Origin of the sequence: Pseudomonas sp. MWU347 (genome assembly GCF_017947305.1) — a bacterium.
Taxonomy (GTDB): domain Bacteria; phylum Pseudomonadota; class Gammaproteobacteria; order Pseudomonadales; family Pseudomonadaceae; genus Aquipseudomonas; species Aquipseudomonas putida_A.
This window is the reverse complement of record NZ_JAFGZB010000011.1, coordinates 99,710-115,907: the sequence shown is the minus strand read 5'-3', so window position 1 is coordinate 115,907 and position 16,198 is coordinate 99,710. Positions and strand designations below refer to the sequence as shown.

The window sequence follows — 16,198 nt, the reverse complement described above, 5'->3', positions numbered from 1 at the left end:
CGTTCTTATTGTTCTGCACGTACGAGCAGTCTAGTCAGGCGCAGAGGATCGCGTAGTTGCATTGCCAGCCAGCTTGATGACTGAGCGGGTCAGCCAGGCAAACTCCTTGGATCCATGTCAAAGCCACGACGCCAACAAAGGTGCGGCGAACAGATTGAGCAGCCCGGTCAGCACCATCACCAGCCCCGCCACCGAGCCTTCCTCACCGCCCACTTCATGCGCCCGGCTGACGCCTGCGCCGTGCGCGCCAACCCCGAACAACGCACCGCGCGCCAACGCACTGCGCAACGGCAGCCACTTGAGCAATACGCCGCCGAGCATCGCGCCGAACACGCCGGTAAACATCACGAACACGGCAGTCAGTTCCGGCACGCCACCGAGATCCTGCGCCAGCGGCATGGCGAACGGCGTGGTGATCGAGCGCGGTACCAGCGACATCGTCACCGAGCTATCCAGCGCCAGCGCCTTGGCCAGGCCGAACGACGTAGCGATCGACGCCGCGCTGCCGGCGAGCATACCCAACAGCAGCGCCGACCAGTGCCGCACCAGCAGACGCCGCTGCTGCCAGATCGGCACGGCGAAGGCCACCGTCACCGGCCCGAGCACCAGCATCAACCAATGGGTGTTGCTGGCGTATTCGGCATAGGCGGTGTGCAGCGGCACGGCGAGCGCCAGCAGCAGCGCCGGCACCAGAATCAGCGGCGACAGCAGATAGCGCCCGGTGCGCCGGTAAATCCAGCGACTGAACAGGTACGCCAACAGGGTAAAGGCGAGCCAGAACATCGGCATCCATTCAAGCTTCATGGGACCGCCTCAGGCGCACGGCCAGCTCCACGGTGAAGGCTGTCACCAGCATCACCATCAGGGTGCTGGCGCCGATCACCAGCAAAATCCGCCAGCCGTCATCGCGCAACAGCGCGCCGTAGTCGAGCAGACTCATCAGCGCCGGAATAAAGAACAGCAGCATCTCGGCCATCAGCAATCCGGCCCCCAGTTGCAGCGCCGCCGGTTTGACCCAGCCAAACGCGAATGCCAGCAGCAACAGGGCCATGCCGATCACGCCGCCGGGAATCGGCCAGGCCAGCCACGCGGCGATCTGGCAGCCGAGCAGGTAGAGACCGAGCAACACGGCCAGTTCTGCGAATAGACGGGACAGGTATTTGAGGGATGCGGCGTTCATGATGGGCTCCTTACTGGCTTATTTTACGAAGCGGCCTGTCATCCCAGAAGCGAATTGTTAGACTCAGCCCTATTCCACAATGGAATCGGATGATGGAATTCAAACAGCTGCGCAGTTTTGTCGAAGTCATGCATCAGGGCGGCTTCACCCAAGCGGCGAAAACCCTGCACATCAGCCAATCGGCAGTGAGCAAGCAAGTCGCGCAACTGGAGCAGAGCCTCGGCACGCCGTTGCTCGAACGACTCGGCTCGCAATTGCGCCTGACCGCCGCGGGCAGCGTGGTGCTGCAGCGCGCCGAGGGCATGTTGCGCCTGCGCAATGAATTGCTCAGCGAACTGGATGATCTGAGCCAACTGGCGCGCGGCGAATTGCGCCTCGGTCTGCCGCTGTTGGGTAGTGATGCGCTGTTCGCCGGGTTGTTCGCCGAGTATCGCCGGCGCTATCCGAACATCAGCATTCAATTGCTTGAGGGTGGCAGCCGCAATGTCGAGCAAGCGGTGCTCAGCGGCGAACTGGAGTTAGGCGGGAGCCTGCTGCCGAAAGATCCGCAGTTCGATTTCCAGCCGTTCTGCGATGAGAAACTCGATGCGTTATTGCCGGTGGATCATCCGTTGGCGGGGCGCGGCGAGATTGGCCTTGAGGAATTGGCCGACACGCCGTTCCTGTTGTATCAGCGCAGCTTCGTGCTCAATGACCGTTTACTGCAGGCCTGCCAGCAACTGGGCTTTACCCCGAAAGAAGGCGGGCGCAGCGGGCAGGCGGATTTTCTCGTGGCACTGGTGGCCGCCGGGCAAGGCGTGGTGCTGCTGCCCAGCGTGGTGGCCCGGGCACTGGAGCGCCCGGGCGTGGTGCGCCTGACCTTGCGCGCGCCAGATTATTTGCGCTGGGACATCGCATTCATCTGGCGCCGGGGCGCCTATCTGTCGAAAGCCGCGCAGGCCTGGCTGGCTCTGCTGCGTGAGCGCGCGATCAGCCCTTGAGCGTGTCGATCAATTGCGCCAGCCATGGCTCGGCGTCGGTTTCCGGGGTCACACTTTCGCTGGCGTCCAGACGCAGCATCTCCTGCACTTCACGCACGCCCAGCTCGGCGAACAACTCACGCATCAGCTCGCCACCGCCGCAGAACGTATCGCCGTAACTGGCATCCCCCAAACCGATCACCGCACCCGGCAAACCGCGCCACGCGGCTGGCAACTGGTCGCGAATCGCCGAATACAACGGCTGCAGGTTATCCGGCAACTCGCCCATGCCAGTGGTAGACGTCACCGCGAGAAACGCTTCAGGTGCGAACGCCTGGATATCTGCCAAGCTGGCGCGCGGGTTGTAGAACGTTTCAAAACCGGCGTCTTTCAGCAGGTTCTGCGCGTGACGGGCGACTTCTTCGGCCGTGCCGTAAACCGAGCCGGAGAGGATGGCGACTTTCATCAATCTGATCCTGAAGCTGAAAAAAAGAGCGGCGATAGTAGCAGTCCGACGCAAAAGCCGCGATCCAGCCCCGATTCGCCGTGATAGCCAGTAGACAGCGGCGTTGGAACTTCTAGAATGCCAGCCATTATCGACACTGAAAGGATTCATTGATGATCAACGCCAGTCTGCTGCAAATGGTGATCAACGCGTCGAACGATGGAATCGTGGTGGCCGAAAAGGAAGGCGAGCAGGACAACATCCTGATTTACGTGAACCCGGCCTTCGAACGCCTGACCGGTTACAGCAGCGAAGAGATACTTTATCAGGACTGCCGCTTTCTGCAGTCAGGAGACCGCGATCAAGCCGGTCTGTCGCTGATTCGCGACACCTTGCACAACGGCGGGGCGTGCCGGGAAATCCTGCGCAACTACCGCAAGGATGGCACCCCGTTCTGGAACGAACTGTCGCTTTCGACGGTGAAAAACGCTGATGACGGCCAGACTTATTTCGTCGGTGTGCAGAAAGATGTCACGGTTCAGGTCAAGGCGCAGCAACGCGTAATTCAGCTCGAGGCTGAGGTCGCAGCGCTGAAAGCGGAACTGGCAGCGTTGAAAGCGACGAACGGCGTAAACAAAACTGCGAACTAAGTGTCAGTAACTACAATCACCAATGACTTTGTAACTATTTCTTTCGAGCCAGGCCATGCAACGCGACGCACTCCTGACCCAGGATGAGCTGGATTTCATCCAGACCATGCAGCACAACCCGCAGCTCAATGTGCGGGATGCGACGTCGAGCCTGTTGGTCAATGGAGGTTCGCAGATCCGTGACCTGCTCACGCGCCTGGCGGCTCACGAGCAAGTGACCATTCAGGCCAATTTCGAAAATCAGCAAATGACCTTTCCGCTGCACCTGGTGGAAGACGAATTCCACGCGTTGCACCTGCGCCTGGGCGTGCCGAGCATTTACGAAGACGGGCCGATGATTCGCCCATGGCGCCTGACTCTCGAAGAGCCAGTCGCGCTGGAAAATGCCAAAGGCCAACCGGGCATGATGTGGGTGCACGAGGTGTCGCACAAAGGCGTGCTGCTGGAAATGCGCAACAAGACCAAACCGCCCAAGCATTTCGCGCTGTGGTTCAGCCCTTCAGGTTACGAGCGGATTTCCCTGCGCGGCAACTTCGAGCGCGAAACCGAGCACGGCTTCTACGCCTACGAGCTGAGCCAGACCGACGCCGATGAAACCGAACGGCTGCGCCAGTTCATCCTGCAACAACATCGCCTGACCCATCCCGCCCTGCACACCTGATATTCAGGTATCCAGCGTACCTGCGAGAAATTGCGTCATGCGCTGACGCATCGTCGCTCCTTCATTGCCCAGACAACCGATCGACGATCCGGCCAGACTGTCCTGTGCCAGATCGGCAGCGTCGCCGGCGAGCATTACCTGACAGTCGAGACTCAAGGCCAGTCGATTCAGACGGCGCGGCAAATCCGCGGTGGGGGCGTGGTTGGAAAACAGCACCAGCGCCTGCGGCTTGATCCGCTCGCACACCAGCGCCAACTCATCGAATGGCTGGCCGGTGGTCAGCACCCGCACGCCCGCATCATTGCCACTGAGAAACAACGCGGCAACCAGTAGCTCGAGTTCACGACACTGACCGGCGAGCGCACTGACAATCACTTTGCGCGGCTGGGTGCCGCGCAGCGCGACGATCCGCTGCAACACCCGCGCCCGCAGGAACCCGTCGAAAAACAGCCACTCGCTGGTCTGCCCGAAGGCATCCTGGCGCTGCAACATCTGCAGCCACAAAGGCATGAGAATGTTCTGAAACACTACCGGCAGCGAGTAGGACGAGAAGATCTGGTTGTAAACCTGATCCAGCGCGCGGTCGTCGAACGAACTGACGGCCAATTGCACCTGCTGCTGCCATTGCGCGTAATCGGCCTGGACCAGATCATCGGGGATGATATGGGCCAAGGCTTTCAGCGGCTCGGTCCTCGCCAGGATCTTGCCGACCTTGCTCACGGCAACGCCGCGATCAATCCAGTCGACAATGCTGCGCACGCGCTCGATTTCGGTCATCGAATACAACCGGTGCCCGCTTTCGGTGCGCGTCGGCTGGATCAGACCGTAGCGGCGCTCCCATGCACGCAGCGTTACCGGGTTGACGCCGGTCAGCCGCGACACCTCCCGAATAGGGAACAACTCTTCGCGCTCAAGTGCGACAGAGGCCTGCGAGGCAGGGTTAGCGTCCGTGATAACAGCCATGGTGCTGATGTGTCCGCTCGGTAAATTTGGATCCCATTCTACATCCGATGCCCTCTGTCGGTTCAACCCAATAAACAGAGACGAAAGTCTCTGAAACTGTCATCAAAATCGGGAATAATCCTTGCTTGTTGAAAAGCGCAGACCCCTACCCCGGTTTGCGCAATGCGAAACCTCCTACCCGGAGCGCCGCACTCGAAATATGGAGATACACAATGTCTACTTCCCCCGTCACGCTGATGGTTGCGCGTCGCGTCGCCGACGGCCGCTATCAGGACCTGATTGCCTGGCTGCGCGAAGGCGAACAACTGGCCACTGACTTTCCCGGTTATCTAGGTTCCGGCGTGCTCGCTCCGCCACCCGGTGACAACGAATTCCAGATCATTTTCCGCTTCGTCGACGAGCAGACCCTGCACGCCTGGGAGCACTCGGTCTCGCGTACCGCGTGGCTGGCGCGGGGCAGCGATCTGTTCGAGCATCCCAAGGAGCATCGGGTCAGCGGCATCGAAGGCTGGTTCGGCGCTGCCGGTCAACGGCCACCACGCTGGAAACAGGCCGTGGCGATCTGGCTGGCGTTCTTCCCGGTGTCGCTGCTGTTCAACTTTGTCCTCGGACCGCTGCTCGGCGAGATGAGCCTGCTGCCGCGGGTATTGGTCAGTACGGCGTGCCTGACGCCGTTGATGGTGTATTTCTTTATTCCACTGTCGACACGGTTGCTGGCGGGTTGGCTGAACAGCGTCCCGGCACCTCGACTGCCTGTTGAACCAGTGTCTCAAAACCGCTGAGCGCCCATGTGGGAGCGGGCTTGCTCGCGAAAGCGTCGTGTCAGTTGATGTATCCGTGCCTGGCACACCGCCTTCGCGAGCAAGCCCGGCTCCCACAAAAGCACAGCACCCGTCTTGCGATAGGTGGGCACCCCGCGTCACTGTTATAGTTTTTGCTCCAACCGCGACGCGAGCCGTTCATGTCCATATCCTCCGCCCCGATCCTCATCACCGGTGCCGGCCAGCGTGTCGGTCTGCACTGCGCACAGCGTTTGCTTGAAGACGGCCATCGGGTCATCTTCACCTACCGCAGCGAACGTCCGGGCGTACAAGCCCTGCGTGATCTGGGCGCTGTCGCGGTGTTCGCGGACTTCTCCAGCGAAGCCACCATCCTCGCCTTCATCGATGAACTGAAAACCCACACCGACTGCCTGCGCGCCATCGTCCACAACGCCTCCGAATGGCTGGCGGAAACCCCGGGCAGTGAAGCCGAGGCCTTCTCGCGCATGCTCAACGTGCACATGCTCGCGCCGTATCTGATCAACCTGCACTGCGCCGACCTGCTCAAAGGCTCGACCCCGGCCGACATCATCCACATCAGCGACGACGTCACGCGCAAGGGCAGCAGCAAACACATCGGTTATTGCGCCAGCAAAGCCGGGCTCGACAGCCTGACCCTGTCCTTCGCCGCGCGCTACGCGCCGGCAATCAAAGTCAACGGCATCGCGCCGGCCCTGCTATTGTTCAATCCCGACGACGACGCGGCGTACCGCGCCAGGGCGCTGGCCAAATCCGCGCTGGGCATCGAACCCGGCAGCGAAGTGATCTACCAGAGCCTGCGCTATCTGCTCGACAACCCCTATGTCACCGGCACAACCCTGACCGTCAACGGCGGACGGCACGTCAAATAAGCTGCTGCGCGAGGATCTCCCATGACCCGTTCCCTGCCCGAGAATTACCGTGAGATCCTCATCGGCCTCGGCGAAGACCCCGACCGCGAAGGTCTGCTCGATACCCCGGTGCGCGCGGCCAAGGCCATGCAATACCTGTGTCACGGCTATGAACAGAGTGTGGATCAGATCGTCAACGGCGCGCTGTTTGCCTCCGACAGCGACGAGATGATCATCGTCGCCGACATCGAGCTCTACTCGTTGTGCGAACATCACCTGCTGCCCTTCATCGGCAAGGCCCATGTGGCTTATATTCCGACAGGCAAGGTGCTGGGGCTGTCGAAGATCGCGCGGCTGGTGGACATGTTCGCCCGGCGCCTGCAGATTCAGGAGAACCTCACCCGGCAGATTGCCGATGCGGTGCAGCAAGTCACCGATGCCGCCGGCGTCGCGGTGGTCATCGAGGCCCGGCACATGTGCATGATGATGCGCGGTGTCGAGAAACAGAATTCGACCATGAACACCTCGGTCATGCTTGGCGCCTTTCGCGACTCGAGCAACACCCGCCAGGAGTTCCTGCAATTGATTGGACGGAGCAAGTAAATGTCACAACTTCAACCGGGAATGGCGCGCATCCGGGTCAAGGATCTGCGCTTGCGCACCTTTATCGGGATCAACGAGGACGAGATCCTCAACAAGCAGGATGTGCTGATCAATCTCACGATCCTGTACGCCGCGCAGGAAGCGGTGCGCGACAACGACATCGATCACGCGCTGAATTACCGCACCATCACCAAGGCGATCATCGCCCACGTCGAGGGCAATCGGTTTGCGCTGCTCGAACGCCTGACCCAGGAACTGCTGGATCTGGTGATGACTCATGCTGCAGTGCTGTACGCCGAAGTCGAAGTCGACAAGCCGCATGCGCTGCGTTTTGCCGAGTCGGTGTCAATAACGCTTGCAGCGAGCCGCTAGCTTCAAGCTTCAAGCGGCAAGTTGTAAACTTCGTATCAACGCCACCCATCTTGCAGCTTGAAGCTCGTCGCTTGAAGCTGTCTCGCAGAGACTCCCATGACCGAGCAACAACGCCTCGAACTCGAAGCCGCCGCCTTCCGCCGGCTGGTCGCCCACCTGGACAGCCGTAAGGACGTGCAGAACATCGACCTGATGAACCTCGCCGGATTCTGCCGCAACTGCCTGTCCAAATGGTACAAGGCTGCCGCCGATGAACAGCAGATCGAGGTCAGCCTCGACGACGCCCGTGAAGTGGTTTACGGCATGCCTTACGCCGAGTGGAAAGCCCAATACCAGCAAGAAGCCAGCGCCGAACAACAGGCGGCGTTCGCCAAAGGAAAACCCAATGAGTGATCTGAACACCCTGCGCGCCAGCCTCAAGAGCGGCGAACACGCTTTCGCCGACACCCTGGCTTTCATCGCCGCCGGTTACGACTACCAGCCTCAAGCGTTCAACAACGGTGGCGTGGAAAACGCCGCCGGGCAGAACGAAGGTTCGTGCAAGACCCTGGGTCTGGCGCTACTGGAAGGCTTGAGCGATGAAGAAGCGCTGCTGGCATTCGGCGAGCATTACCGCTCGGTGGTGGCGACGCCTGAAGGCAGCGACCACGGCAATATTCGCGCGCTGATCAAGCACGGGCTGGCGGGTGTGAAGTTCGAAGCACAGCCCCTGACCCGTCGCTGAATTCCATAGCCAACCCCATTCCCTGTGGGAGCGGGCTTGCTCGCGAAGGCGCCGTGCCAGGCGACTTTTCTTTGTCTGACACACCGCTTTCGCGAGCAAGCCCGCTCCCACAGGGTTATGCGGTGTAGCGGAAATACGGACACAAAAAAACCGGCCGAAGCCGGTTTTTTTTGTCTGCGATTTAGAACGAAGCGTTCTGCAGACCGTCCAGGTAACGCTCGGTGTCCAGTGCTGCCATGCAGCCGGCGCCGGCCGAGGTGATGGCCTGACGGTAGACGTGGTCAGCCACGTCACCGGCAGCGAAGATGCCTTCAACGCTGGTGGCAGTGGCGTTGCCGTCACGGCCGCCCTGCACTACCAGATAACCGTCTTTCAGGGTCAACTGGCCTTCGAACAGCGAAGTGTTCGGGGTGTGGCCAATGGCGATGAACACGCCGTCGACTTTGATCTCGTCGAAGCTGCCGTCGTTGTTCTTGAGGCGCGCACCGGTCACACCCATGTTGTCGCCCAGCACTTCGTCGAGGTTGGCGTTCAACTTGAGGATGATCTTGCCTTCGGCCACGCGGGCGTTGAGCTTGTCGATCAGGATCTTCTCGGCGCGGAAGGTTTCGCGACGGTGGATCAGGGTCACGGTGCTGGCGATGTTGGCCAGGTACAGTGCCTCTTCAACAGCGGTGTTGCCGCCGCCGACCACCGCCACTGGCTTGTTGCGGTAGAAGAAACCGTCGCAGGTCGCGCAGGCCGAAACGCCTTTGCCCATGAACGCTTCTTCCGACGGCAGGCCCAGGTAGCGCGCGCTGGCACCGGTGGCGATGATCAGGGCGTCGCAGGTGTAAGTCGCGCTGTCGCCGGTCAGGGTGTACGGCTTGGCAGCGAAGTCCACGGCGTTGATGTGATCGAAAACGATCTCGGTTTCAAAACGCTCGGCGTGCTCGCGCATCCGCTCCATCAGGGCCGGACCGGTCAGGCCGTGCACGTCGCCCGGCCAGTTGTCGACTTCGGTGGTGGTGGTCAGTTGACCGCCGGCCTGCATGCCGGTAATCAGCAGTGGCTTGAGGTTGGCACGGGCGGCGTAGACCGCAGCGCTGTAACCGGCAGGGCCGGAACCGAGAATAATCACTCGCGAATGACGGACTTCAGACATGACCTGCTCCTGTTGACCGGGCCGAAACACTGGCGCGGAACGCCGGACTGCCGGCGGGAATAAAAAAGGACTGTGGATAACCTTGGGGAAGGCATGAGCTCGACAGTCCTGTAAAAAGTTGGGTGCAGCGTATCGAGGGGGGCAAGATTAAGGAAATACGGATTAACAATCCAGCTCATAGGTGGTCTCTATACGCAGACTCCGACCAGATCGACGTCTTTGTTACAGTGAATGTCGATCGCTCTGCCGCGCTTTCGCACCTGTTGCAAAGTCGGTAAGGTCGGCGCGTTTTCCCTTGCTCGGAGCACCTTATGCCCGCCCCTGTTCTGTCTGGCCCGCAATACCTGCGCGAAGGCCTCAAACTGGTTCTCAGCCCGGGCCTGCGCCTGTTCGTGTTGCTGCCGCTGGCGATCAACCTGGTGCTGTTCGTCGGATTGATCTATCTGGCCGGCCATCAGTTCAGCCTGTGGGTCGACAGCCTGATGCCGTCGCTGCCCGACTGGCTGAGTTTCCTCAGCTACATTCTCTGGCCGCTGTTCGTGGTGCTGGTGGCGTTGATGGTGTTCTTCACCTTCACCATGCTCGCCAACGTGATCGCTGCGCCGTTCAACGGTTTCCTCGCGGAAAAAGTCGAAGTGGTGGTACGCGGCACCGATGATTTCCCGGCCTTCAGCTGGGGCGAACTGATTGCGATGATCCCGCGCACCCTAGCCCGGGAAATGCGCAAACTCGGCTATTTCCTGCCGCGGGCGATCGGCCTGTTCATTCTCTCGTTCATCCCGGTGGTGAACATCGTCGCCGCCCCGCTGTGGCTGCTGTTCGGCGTGTGGATGATGGCGATCCAGTACATCGACTACCCGGCGGACAACCACAAACTGGGCTGGAACGAGATGCTCGCCTGGCTGCGGCAGAAACGCTGGCAGAGCATGAGTTTTGGCGGGATCGTCTATCTGGCGCTGCTGATTCCGGTGGTGAACATTCTGATGATGCCGGCGGCGGTAGCGGGAGCGACGTTGTTCTGGGTACGCGAACAGGGAGAAAAGTCGCTGACGCCCCCGACAATCTCTTGAGCGATTCTGGCGCAGACGCCTCGTATCACCGTGGCCTCTGCGCTGCAACCTGTTACTTATGACAGTTGGCAGTTGCCAATTTCCAGCATCAACTACACCCTCGGCTGATCCGTCATCGAGAGTGTTCCTGTTGTCCGGTCAAGTGAAGCCTTCATCCATTTGGAGATTGCACTTATGACCAGAATTTCAGCTGCCAAACCCCGAGAACTCGTCAGCACGGAGTATCCCTGGCTTGAAATGAGCCCTTGCGTACTGTTCGCCACCGGCCACACCGGCGTCCCCTACAATATTCTCGCGACCACACGTATCTACATCTCTCACGAGAGCCTGCGTCCGCTGGCTACCCGCCTGGCGCAGGGTTTTGTCGGAGCCGCCGAGCTGACCACACCGCCAGCAATCGTGCTGATGTCGGGCTCACCGGAACAAGCAGGCAGCGGTGACGTGGAGCTGAGGCTTGAGGTTCCCGACACCAGCGGCGTGGTGATCCCCGTGCACGGAGAACCAGAGAAATACCGAATCGATGTCACAGCGTTCATTCGCGTTGCAGCGTCCAACCTGACGGCCATGGCGCGAGCACTCACGACGTTGCATAAAGCCGTCAGAATCTCAACCGAGCTGACGCGATGCAAAGTCATCGATGCCCCGGCTTTTGCCGAACGCTCAGTGATGATTGATATGGGGCGTCGGCAATTCACCCCGGACTGGATGATCTGCCTGATTCAGGAAATGGCCTGGAACCAGCTCAACACCTTGCATTTGCACCTCACTGATAATGAGGGTGTCCGCGTCATCTTTCCTTCTTATCCTGACCTGTCGAGCAGCGATGCCTGGAGCGCCGCGGACCTCAAGCGCGTGCTCGACACGGCTGCCAGTTATTACGTTCAGGTGATTCCCGAACTGGACATGCCCGGCCACATGAACTGGATCCTGCGCAACCGACCAGAACTCCAGTTGAAACTGAGCAACGGAACGGTCGTCACCAAAGCCCTCGACTTCAGCCTTGCCGCCGCGAGGGCCTTCATGAAGACACTCTTCAGCGATTTGATGAACCTGTTCCCTGACAGTCGTTACATCCACCTCGGTGCCGATGAGTATTTTCTGAGCCCGATCACACCGGCAAATACCCCGCAACTGGCGGCCTACGCCCGTGCTGCGTCAGGCAATCCGAGCGCAACCTCGGAAGATGCCGTGCGGTATTTCGTCAACGATGTCGCAAACCTGATAAAGGGAAAAGGCAAAATCGCTCGCGTCTGGAACGATGGCGCCGTGCAAACGGTTCAACACATTACGTTGGATAAACAGGTGCAAATCGAGTGCTGGAGCATATGGGGCAGCGTTCGCGGGAATTTGAACGTGAAGGATCTGGTCGACTCCGGGTACAGCGTCATCAACGCACACGGTGACTTTTACTTTATCGTCAACCGGAGCTGGGACAACCTCCATCACCCCCTGCACTCACCACGCGGGATCCACGATGTGTGGCGCCCCAACCGGTTCATGGACGAAGCGGGAAACAAATACACCGAGATTGCCGTAGGGCATCCGGCAATGGTCGGGGGCGGCATTCAGTTGTGGATCGAGCGACCGACCTTCAGCTCCCCCGAGGAAATGTGGACTCAACTGGGACCCTGGCTATTGCCGCTAGGCCAGCGTACCTGGGGTTCACCGCATGCCGTCGAGCGCTTCAGAAACCTGCCGCTTCTGTCACGCGTCATGCAAACGCCACCGCCCGTACCTTGGTGGTAATGCCTGACTAAAGCCTGCACGAGCACTTCAACCGCCGTCTGGGCAGCAGTCATAAATCCATCATCCGAACGTCACAAGCACGACATGGCCTCAGCCGACACTGAGGTCATGACGACAGCTCTGCATATCACCCTGATCAGCGAAACCTTCCCACCGGAAATCAACGGGGTGGCCAATACCCTTGGTCGCTTGTGCGATGGCTTGCGCGCGCGTGGGCATCAGGTGGAACTGGTGCGACCGCGCCAGGCGGGCGATCCGCAGCGCGTCGAGGACGATGCCTTGCTGTTGTGTCGAGGCTGGCCGTTGCCGGGTTATCCCGGTCTGCAATGGGGACAGTCGTCGATGCACAAGCTGCTGCGGCGCTGGAAGCGTCATCGCCCGGACGTTTTGTACATCGCCACCGAAGGCCCGCTCGGTTTGTCGGCGTTGCGTGCGGCGCGACGCCTGGGGATCTCGGTGGTCAGCGGTTTTCACACCAATTTCCAGCAATACACCAATCAATATGGGCTGAGTTTGCTGACGCGCTTGCTGACCCATTATCTGCGCTGGTTTCACAATCGCTCGGCAATGACCCTGGTGCCGAGCGTCAGTCAGCGCCTGGAACTGGAGCGTCGGCATTTCGACCGCCTCGCCCTGCTCTCTCGCGGCGTGGACAGCCAATTGTTTCACCCGGCCAAGCGCCTGAACGGCTTGCGTGAGCAATGGGGCCTGAGCGAGCAGGACATCGCGGTGATTCACGTCGGCCGGCTGGCCCCGGAAAAGAACCTCGGCCTGCTCAAGCGCTGCTTCGACACCCTGTGCAGCACTTATCCACAGCGCAATCTGAAGCTGATCGTGGTCGGCGACGGGCCGCAACGGCCTGCGTTGGAAAAGGAGCTGCCCGAGGCGATCTTCTGTGGTTCACAACGCGGCGAAGCGCTGGCGGCGCACTATGCGTCCGGCGATATCTTCCTGTTTCCGAGCATGACCGAAACCTTCGGTAATGTGGTGCTTGAGGCGCTGGCGTCAGGGCTGGGGGTGGTGGCTTACGATCAGGCTGCGGCGGCGCAGCACATTCGCCATGGCTACAACGGCGTGTTGGCGATGCCGGGGGATGAGGAAGCGTTTTGCGATGCGGCGGCGTGGCTGCTGGAAGAAGATGAGCGATTGCGTTGCGTGCGCCTGAATGCGCGCCAGCATGCCAGTCGCCAGGGGTGGGCGGCGATCATCGAGCAATTTGAAAAGCACTTGCGTGGCGCGTGTGTGCGGGAGCGGGTGTTGCCGAATGCGCAGACATTGCCTTAGATCATCGTCGACTCTGATGCCCTCTTCGCGAGCAAGCTCGCTCCCACATTTGGAATGCATTTCAAAATGTGGGAGCGAGCTTGCTCGCGAAGGGGTCGGTAATGGCGACGCTTAAACCAGCGTCATCAACGCCTCACGGCTGAACGGCAGAATATCCTGCTCACGCCCTTCACGGACTTTCAGCGCCCAGTCCGGATCCACCAGCAGCGCACGGCCCACTGCCACCAGATCGAACTCGTCGTTGTTCAGACGCTCCAGCAGCTTCTCCAGGCTCGCCGGTTGCGCGACTTTATCGGTGTTGACCATAAACTGCAGGAACTCGCCGTCCAGACCGACGCTGCCCACGGTGATGGTCGGTTTGCCGGTCAGCTTGCGCGTCCAGCCGGCCAGGTTCAGCTCGGAACCGTCAAATTCAGGCTCCCAGAAACGCCGCGTCGAGCAGTGGAAAATGTCCACCCCGGCGTCGGCCAACGGCTTGAGGAATTCGCCCAGCGCCTCCGGGGTCTGCACCAGACGCGCGGTGTAATCCTGCTGCTTCCACTGCGAAAAACGGAAGATGATCGGGAAGCCTTCACCGACTGCCGCGCGCACCGCTTGAATCAACTCGATGGCGAAGCGCGAACGGTTGGCCAGGCTGCCGCCGTATTCGTCGGTGCGCTGGTTGCTGCCTTCCCAGAAGAACTGGTCGATCAGATAGCCGTGGGCGCCGTGGATTTCCACGCCGTCCATGCCGATGCTTTGCGCATCCTTCGCCGCTTGGGCGAAAGCACCGATCACGTCCTGAATGTCCTGTTTGGTCATGCCGTGCACCACGACCTGGCCATCCTTGAGTTTTTCCGTCGGGCCGTAAGCCGGGACGCTGGCGTCCGGCTCGGTGCCGATGCGGCGCACGCTGCCGACATGCCACAGTTGCGGAACAATCTTCCCGCCCTCGGCATGCACCGCGTCGACGACTTTTTTCCAGCCGGCCAGTGGCGCTTCGCCGAAGAACTGCGGCACATTCGGGTAACCGTTGGAAGCCTTGTGACCGACAGTGGTGCCTTCGGTGATGATCAGGCCAACACCGGCCGCAGCGCGGCGACGGTAGTACTCGATCACTTTGGAATTGGGTACGCCACCCGGGGAAAACGAGCGGGTCATCGGCGCCATCACCACGCGGGTCGGCAGTTCGAGGGCACCGAGGTGGAACGGTTTGAACAGGGCTTGCACCGGCATTGGAAGGCTCCACAGGGAATGACTTTATGACGGCGATAATATGAACAGTTAGCGCCTTTTAACAGCACTATTGATTTGAATGATTAAGGGTCAAAAGTCAGGCAAAAAAAATCGCAGCTCGATGGCTGCGATTTTTGTGTTTCAGCCCAGCGCTTTTTCAATCGCGTGGACAATGGTCGGATCATCCGGCGGCGTGCGCGGCGAGAATCGCGCCAATACCCGGCCATCCTTGCCGAGCAGGAATTTCTCGAAGTTCCAGGTGATATCCCCCGGAAACTCCGCACCCTCGCCCGCCAGCAAGCGGTACAACTGATGACGATCATGGCCGTTGACTTCAAGCTTGCTCGACAACGGGAACGTCACGCCATAGTTCAGGCTGCAGAACTCCTGGATTTGCTGTTCGGTACCTGGCTCCTGACCGGCAAACTGGTTGCACGGCAGGCCCAGCACACTGAAGCCCTTGCCCTTGAATTGCTGGTAGAGGTTTTCCAGCGCCGCGTACTGTGGGGTCAAGCCGCATTTGGAGGCGACGTTGACCACCAGCACGACTTGGCCTTTGAAAGGCGCCAGCGGTAGCTCCTGACCATCCAGGGCTGTCAACTTAAGGTCGTGAAAAGCACTCATGACGGACTCCAGATTCCCGTGTTCTACTCGAAACAGCCACTTGGCGAGAGCACCAAGGACAGCCGCGGACTAAAAAGGCGCCCGCAGGCGCCTCTCCAGTACTCGAAGCTTAGCGCAGAAAATCAGTGGTGATGGCCACCTTCGCCATGGACGTGGCCATGAGCGACTTCTTCCTGGCTGGCGTCACGGATAGCAACGACCTTCACTTTGAAGTTCAGGCGCTGACCGGCCAGTGGGTGGTTGCCGTCGACGGTGACGTCGTCGCCGTCCAGGTCACGGATGGTCACGATCTGCATCTGGCCATCCGGCGCCGAAGCGTGGAACTGCATGCCGACTTCCAGCTCGTCAACGCCTTCGAACATGCTGCGGCTCAGGGTGCTGACCAGCTCGGCAGCATATTCGCCGTAAGCGTCTTCCGGCTCAACGGACACTTCCAGCTCGTCACCAACAGCTTTGCCTTCCAGAGCTTTTTCCAGGCCCGGGATGATGTTGCCTGCGCCTTGCAGGTAGACCAGCGGAGCGCCGCCGGCGGAGCTGTCGATGACCTCACCAGCGTCGTTGGTCAGGGTATAGTCGATGGAGACAGCCTTATTGGCGGCGATCAGCATGGGGCGAGACCTTTTGCAGAAGAATATAGAAAGGCCAAGTTTAGCGAAGCAATCGCGCGAAAGCGAACACAACCCGGACAAACGGGATTCGACAATCGCCGGCTTCCATCAGGATGAAGACGGTCACTGGGTGGCCGAGCTTTCCTGTGGCCACACCCAGCACCTGCGTCACCAGCCGCCGTGGCAATCGCGGCCATGGGTCCTGGACCCGGCGCAACGTATTGAAAAAATAGGCCAACCCTTTGACTGCGGTTGGTGCGCACAAGGCTCGGTTAGCGATAACCTTGGCGACTGAATTG

21 protein-coding genes are annotated in these 16,198 nt (G+C 60.2%); 13 read left to right on the top strand and 8 right to left on the bottom strand.

All coding sequences use genetic code 11. The annotated features are described in order from the left end of the window. Window positions 1-117: 117 nt before the first annotated feature. The gene (locus tag KCG87_RS22615) at window positions 118-804 is read right to left on the bottom strand and encodes an LrgB family protein (RefSeq protein WP_210558911.1); all 687 of its coding nucleotides are present in this window, start codon (window positions 802-804) and stop codon (window positions 118-120) included. Continuing rightward, the gene (locus KCG87_RS22610; protein WP_027610876.1) at window positions 794-1,180 is read right to left on the bottom strand and encodes a CidA/LrgA family protein; all 387 of its coding nucleotides are present in this window, start codon (window positions 1,178-1,180) and stop codon (window positions 794-796) included. Before KCG87_RS22610 ends, KCG87_RS22615 begins: the two co-directional genes overlap by 11 nt. Before the next feature lie 92 nt (window positions 1,181-1,272). Here KCG87_RS22610 and KCG87_RS22605 point away from each other — a divergent pair, with 92 nt between their 5' ends. Further along, window positions 1,273-2,160, top strand: a complete 888-nt coding sequence (locus KCG87_RS22605; RefSeq protein WP_098967241.1) for a LysR family transcriptional regulator — start codon at window positions 1,273-1,275, stop codon at window positions 2,158-2,160. Here KCG87_RS22605 and KCG87_RS22600 read toward each other — a convergent pair. Continuing rightward, a complete protein-coding gene (locus tag KCG87_RS22600) occupies window positions 2,150-2,605 on the bottom strand; it encodes a flavodoxin (protein WP_210558910.1) in 456 nt (151 codons plus the stop codon). The two genes, KCG87_RS22605 and KCG87_RS22600, sit on opposite strands and share 11 nt — an antisense overlap. 152 nt (window positions 2,606-2,757) lie before the next feature. Between KCG87_RS22600 and KCG87_RS22595 the strand changes: the two genes are divergently transcribed. Continuing rightward, complete coding sequence (locus tag KCG87_RS22595; RefSeq protein WP_210558909.1) at window positions 2,758-3,234, top strand: PAS domain-containing protein; 477 nt, start codon at window positions 2,758-2,760, stop codon at window positions 3,232-3,234. A gap of 55 nt (window positions 3,235-3,289) precedes the next feature. Next, on the top strand, window positions 3,290-3,895 hold the full coding sequence (locus KCG87_RS22590; RefSeq protein ID WP_027610872.1) for a hypothetical protein: 606 nt from the start codon (window positions 3,290-3,292) through the stop codon (window positions 3,893-3,895). A gap of 3 nt (window positions 3,896-3,898) precedes the next feature. On the opposite strand, the gene KCG87_RS22585 is transcribed toward KCG87_RS22590, so the two are convergent. Next, entirely contained in the window at window positions 3,899-4,858 is a 960-nt protein-coding gene (locus KCG87_RS22585) for a MerR family transcriptional regulator (RefSeq protein ID WP_096795375.1), read from the bottom strand. A gap of 212 nt (window positions 4,859-5,070) precedes the next feature. Here KCG87_RS22585 and KCG87_RS22580 point away from each other — a divergent pair, with 212 nt between their 5' ends. The 6 genes from KCG87_RS22580 to KCG87_RS22555 all read left to right on the top strand — a co-directional run bounded on the left by KCG87_RS22580 (window position 5,071) and on the right by KCG87_RS22555 (window position 8,208). Next, the gene (locus KCG87_RS22580; protein ID WP_098967238.1) at window positions 5,071-5,640 is read left to right on the top strand and encodes an antibiotic biosynthesis monooxygenase; all 570 of its coding nucleotides are present in this window, start codon (window positions 5,071-5,073) and stop codon (window positions 5,638-5,640) included. A 179-nt stretch (window positions 5,641-5,819) separates the two neighbouring features. After that, the gene (folM, locus tag KCG87_RS22575) at window positions 5,820-6,530 is read left to right on the top strand and encodes a dihydromonapterin reductase (RefSeq protein WP_135294973.1); all 711 of its coding nucleotides are present in this window, start codon (window positions 5,820-5,822) and stop codon (window positions 6,528-6,530) included. Window positions 6,531-6,551: 21 nt separating this feature from the next. Next, window positions 6,552-7,112 (top strand): GTP cyclohydrolase I FolE, encoded by a 561-nt coding sequence (folE, locus tag KCG87_RS22570; protein WP_097090401.1) that lies wholly within the window; start codon window positions 6,552-6,554, stop codon window positions 7,110-7,112. Next, window positions 7,113-7,484 carry a dihydroneopterin triphosphate 2'-epimerase gene (folX, locus tag KCG87_RS22565; protein WP_007968040.1) on the top strand — a complete coding sequence of 124 codons (372 nt, stop codon included), beginning with the start codon at window positions 7,113-7,115 and terminating at the stop codon, window positions 7,482-7,484. A gap of 96 nt (window positions 7,485-7,580) precedes the next feature. Further along, entirely contained in the window at window positions 7,581-7,877 is a 297-nt protein-coding gene (locus KCG87_RS22560) for a DUF1244 domain-containing protein (RefSeq protein ID WP_003221730.1), read from the top strand. Further along, on the top strand, window positions 7,870-8,208 hold the full coding sequence (locus KCG87_RS22555; RefSeq protein ID WP_097090400.1) for a HopJ type III effector protein: 339 nt from the start codon (window positions 7,870-7,872) through the stop codon (window positions 8,206-8,208). Before KCG87_RS22560 ends, KCG87_RS22555 begins: the two co-directional genes overlap by 8 nt. Before the next feature lie 181 nt (window positions 8,209-8,389). On the opposite strand, the gene trxB is transcribed toward KCG87_RS22555, so the two are convergent. Beyond that, window positions 8,390-9,352, bottom strand: a complete 963-nt coding sequence (gene trxB / locus KCG87_RS22550; protein WP_003221727.1) for a thioredoxin-disulfide reductase — start codon at window positions 9,350-9,352, stop codon at window positions 8,390-8,392. A gap of 311 nt (window positions 9,353-9,663) precedes the next feature. Here trxB and cysZ point away from each other — a divergent pair, with 311 nt between their 5' ends. From cysZ to KCG87_RS22535, 3 genes are all read left to right on the top strand, one after another. Then, window positions 9,664-10,422 (top strand): sulfate transporter CysZ, encoded by a 759-nt coding sequence (cysZ, locus tag KCG87_RS22545; RefSeq protein WP_134785451.1) that lies wholly within the window; start codon window positions 9,664-9,666, stop codon window positions 10,420-10,422. A 174-nt stretch (window positions 10,423-10,596) separates the two neighbouring features. Next, the gene (locus KCG87_RS22540) at window positions 10,597-12,168 is read left to right on the top strand and encodes a family 20 glycosylhydrolase (RefSeq protein WP_210558908.1); all 1,572 of its coding nucleotides are present in this window, start codon (window positions 10,597-10,599) and stop codon (window positions 12,166-12,168) included. 84 nt (window positions 12,169-12,252) lie between these two features. After that, window positions 12,253-13,452 (top strand): glycosyltransferase family 1 protein, encoded by a 1,200-nt coding sequence (locus KCG87_RS22535; protein WP_210558907.1) that lies wholly within the window; start codon window positions 12,253-12,255, stop codon window positions 13,450-13,452. 111 nt (window positions 13,453-13,563) lie between these two features. On the opposite strand, the gene KCG87_RS22530 is transcribed toward KCG87_RS22535, so the two are convergent. The 3 genes from KCG87_RS22530 to KCG87_RS22520 form a co-directional block, all read right to left on the bottom strand. Beyond that, window positions 13,564-14,667 (bottom strand): NADH:flavin oxidoreductase, encoded by a 1,104-nt coding sequence (locus tag KCG87_RS22530; protein ID WP_003221722.1) that lies wholly within the window; start codon window positions 14,665-14,667, stop codon window positions 13,564-13,566. 141 nt (window positions 14,668-14,808) lie between these two features. Continuing rightward, complete coding sequence (locus KCG87_RS22525; RefSeq protein WP_027610864.1) at window positions 14,809-15,291, bottom strand: glutathione peroxidase; 483 nt, start codon at window positions 15,289-15,291, stop codon at window positions 14,809-14,811. A 122-nt stretch (window positions 15,292-15,413) separates the two neighbouring features. Then, the gene (locus KCG87_RS22520) at window positions 15,414-15,899 is read right to left on the bottom strand and encodes a peptidylprolyl isomerase (protein WP_007968032.1); all 486 of its coding nucleotides are present in this window, start codon (window positions 15,897-15,899) and stop codon (window positions 15,414-15,416) included. On the opposite strand from KCG87_RS22520, the gene KCG87_RS22515 reads away from it, so the two are divergent. Further along, complete coding sequence (locus tag KCG87_RS22515; protein WP_096795392.1) at window positions 15,868-16,194, top strand: DUF3565 domain-containing protein; 327 nt, start codon at window positions 15,868-15,870, stop codon at window positions 16,192-16,194. The genes KCG87_RS22520 and KCG87_RS22515 overlap by 32 nt on opposite strands. Window positions 16,195-16,198: the final 4 nt, after the last annotated feature.

Bases quoted from the DNA above. Each gene is read 5' to 3' on its own strand.
- folX (WP_007968040.1), top strand. From the start codon at position 7,113: ATGTCACAACTTCAACCGGGAATGGCGCGCATCCGGGTCAAGGATCTG.
- KCG87_RS22535 (WP_210558907.1), top strand. From the start codon at position 12,253: ATGGCCTCAGCCGACACTGAGGTCATGACGACAGCTCTGCATATCACC.
- folE (WP_097090401.1), top strand. From the start codon at position 6,552: ATGACCCGTTCCCTGCCCGAGAATTACCGTGAGATCCTCATCGGCCTC.
- KCG87_RS22595 (WP_210558909.1), top strand. From the start codon at position 2,758: ATGATCAACGCCAGTCTGCTGCAAATGGTGATCAACGCGTCGAACGAT.
- KCG87_RS22515 (WP_096795392.1), top strand. From the start codon at position 15,868: ATGGAGACAGCCTTATTGGCGGCGATCAGCATGGGGCGAGACCTTTTG.
- KCG87_RS22555 (WP_097090400.1), top strand. From the start codon at position 7,870: ATGAGTGATCTGAACACCCTGCGCGCCAGCCTCAAGAGCGGCGAACAC.
- KCG87_RS22605 (WP_098967241.1), top strand. From the start codon at position 1,273: ATGGAATTCAAACAGCTGCGCAGTTTTGTCGAAGTCATGCATCAGGGC.
- KCG87_RS22610 (WP_027610876.1), bottom strand. From the start codon at position 1,180: ATGAACGCCGCATCCCTCAAATACCTGTCCCGTCTATTCGCAGAACTG.
- KCG87_RS22540 (WP_210558908.1), top strand. From the start codon at position 10,597: ATGACCAGAATTTCAGCTGCCAAACCCCGAGAACTCGTCAGCACGGAG.
- KCG87_RS22525 (WP_027610864.1), bottom strand. From the start codon at position 15,291: ATGAGTGCTTTTCACGACCTTAAGTTGACAGCCCTGGATGGTCAGGAG.
- KCG87_RS22585 (WP_096795375.1), bottom strand. From the start codon at position 4,858: ATGGCTGTTATCACGGACGCTAACCCTGCCTCGCAGGCCTCTGTCGCA.
- folM (WP_135294973.1), top strand. From the start codon at position 5,820: ATGTCCATATCCTCCGCCCCGATCCTCATCACCGGTGCCGGCCAGCGT.
- cysZ (WP_134785451.1), top strand. From the start codon at position 9,664: ATGCCCGCCCCTGTTCTGTCTGGCCCGCAATACCTGCGCGAAGGCCTC.
- KCG87_RS22615 (WP_210558911.1), bottom strand. From the start codon at position 804: ATGAAGCTTGAATGGATGCCGATGTTCTGGCTCGCCTTTACCCTGTTG.
- KCG87_RS22580 (WP_098967238.1), top strand. From the start codon at position 5,071: ATGTCTACTTCCCCCGTCACGCTGATGGTTGCGCGTCGCGTCGCCGAC.
- KCG87_RS22520 (WP_007968032.1), bottom strand. From the start codon at position 15,899: ATGCTGATCGCCGCCAATAAGGCTGTCTCCATCGACTATACCCTGACC.
- KCG87_RS22560 (WP_003221730.1), top strand. From the start codon at position 7,581: ATGACCGAGCAACAACGCCTCGAACTCGAAGCCGCCGCCTTCCGCCGG.
- KCG87_RS22590 (WP_027610872.1), top strand. From the start codon at position 3,290: ATGCAACGCGACGCACTCCTGACCCAGGATGAGCTGGATTTCATCCAG.
- trxB (WP_003221727.1), bottom strand. From the start codon at position 9,352: ATGTCTGAAGTCCGTCATTCGCGAGTGATTATTCTCGGTTCCGGCCCT.
- KCG87_RS22530 (WP_003221722.1), bottom strand. From the start codon at position 14,667: ATGCCGGTGCAAGCCCTGTTCAAACCGTTCCACCTCGGTGCCCTCGAA.
- KCG87_RS22600 (WP_210558910.1), bottom strand. From the start codon at position 2,605: ATGAAAGTCGCCATCCTCTCCGGCTCGGTTTACGGCACGGCCGAAGAA.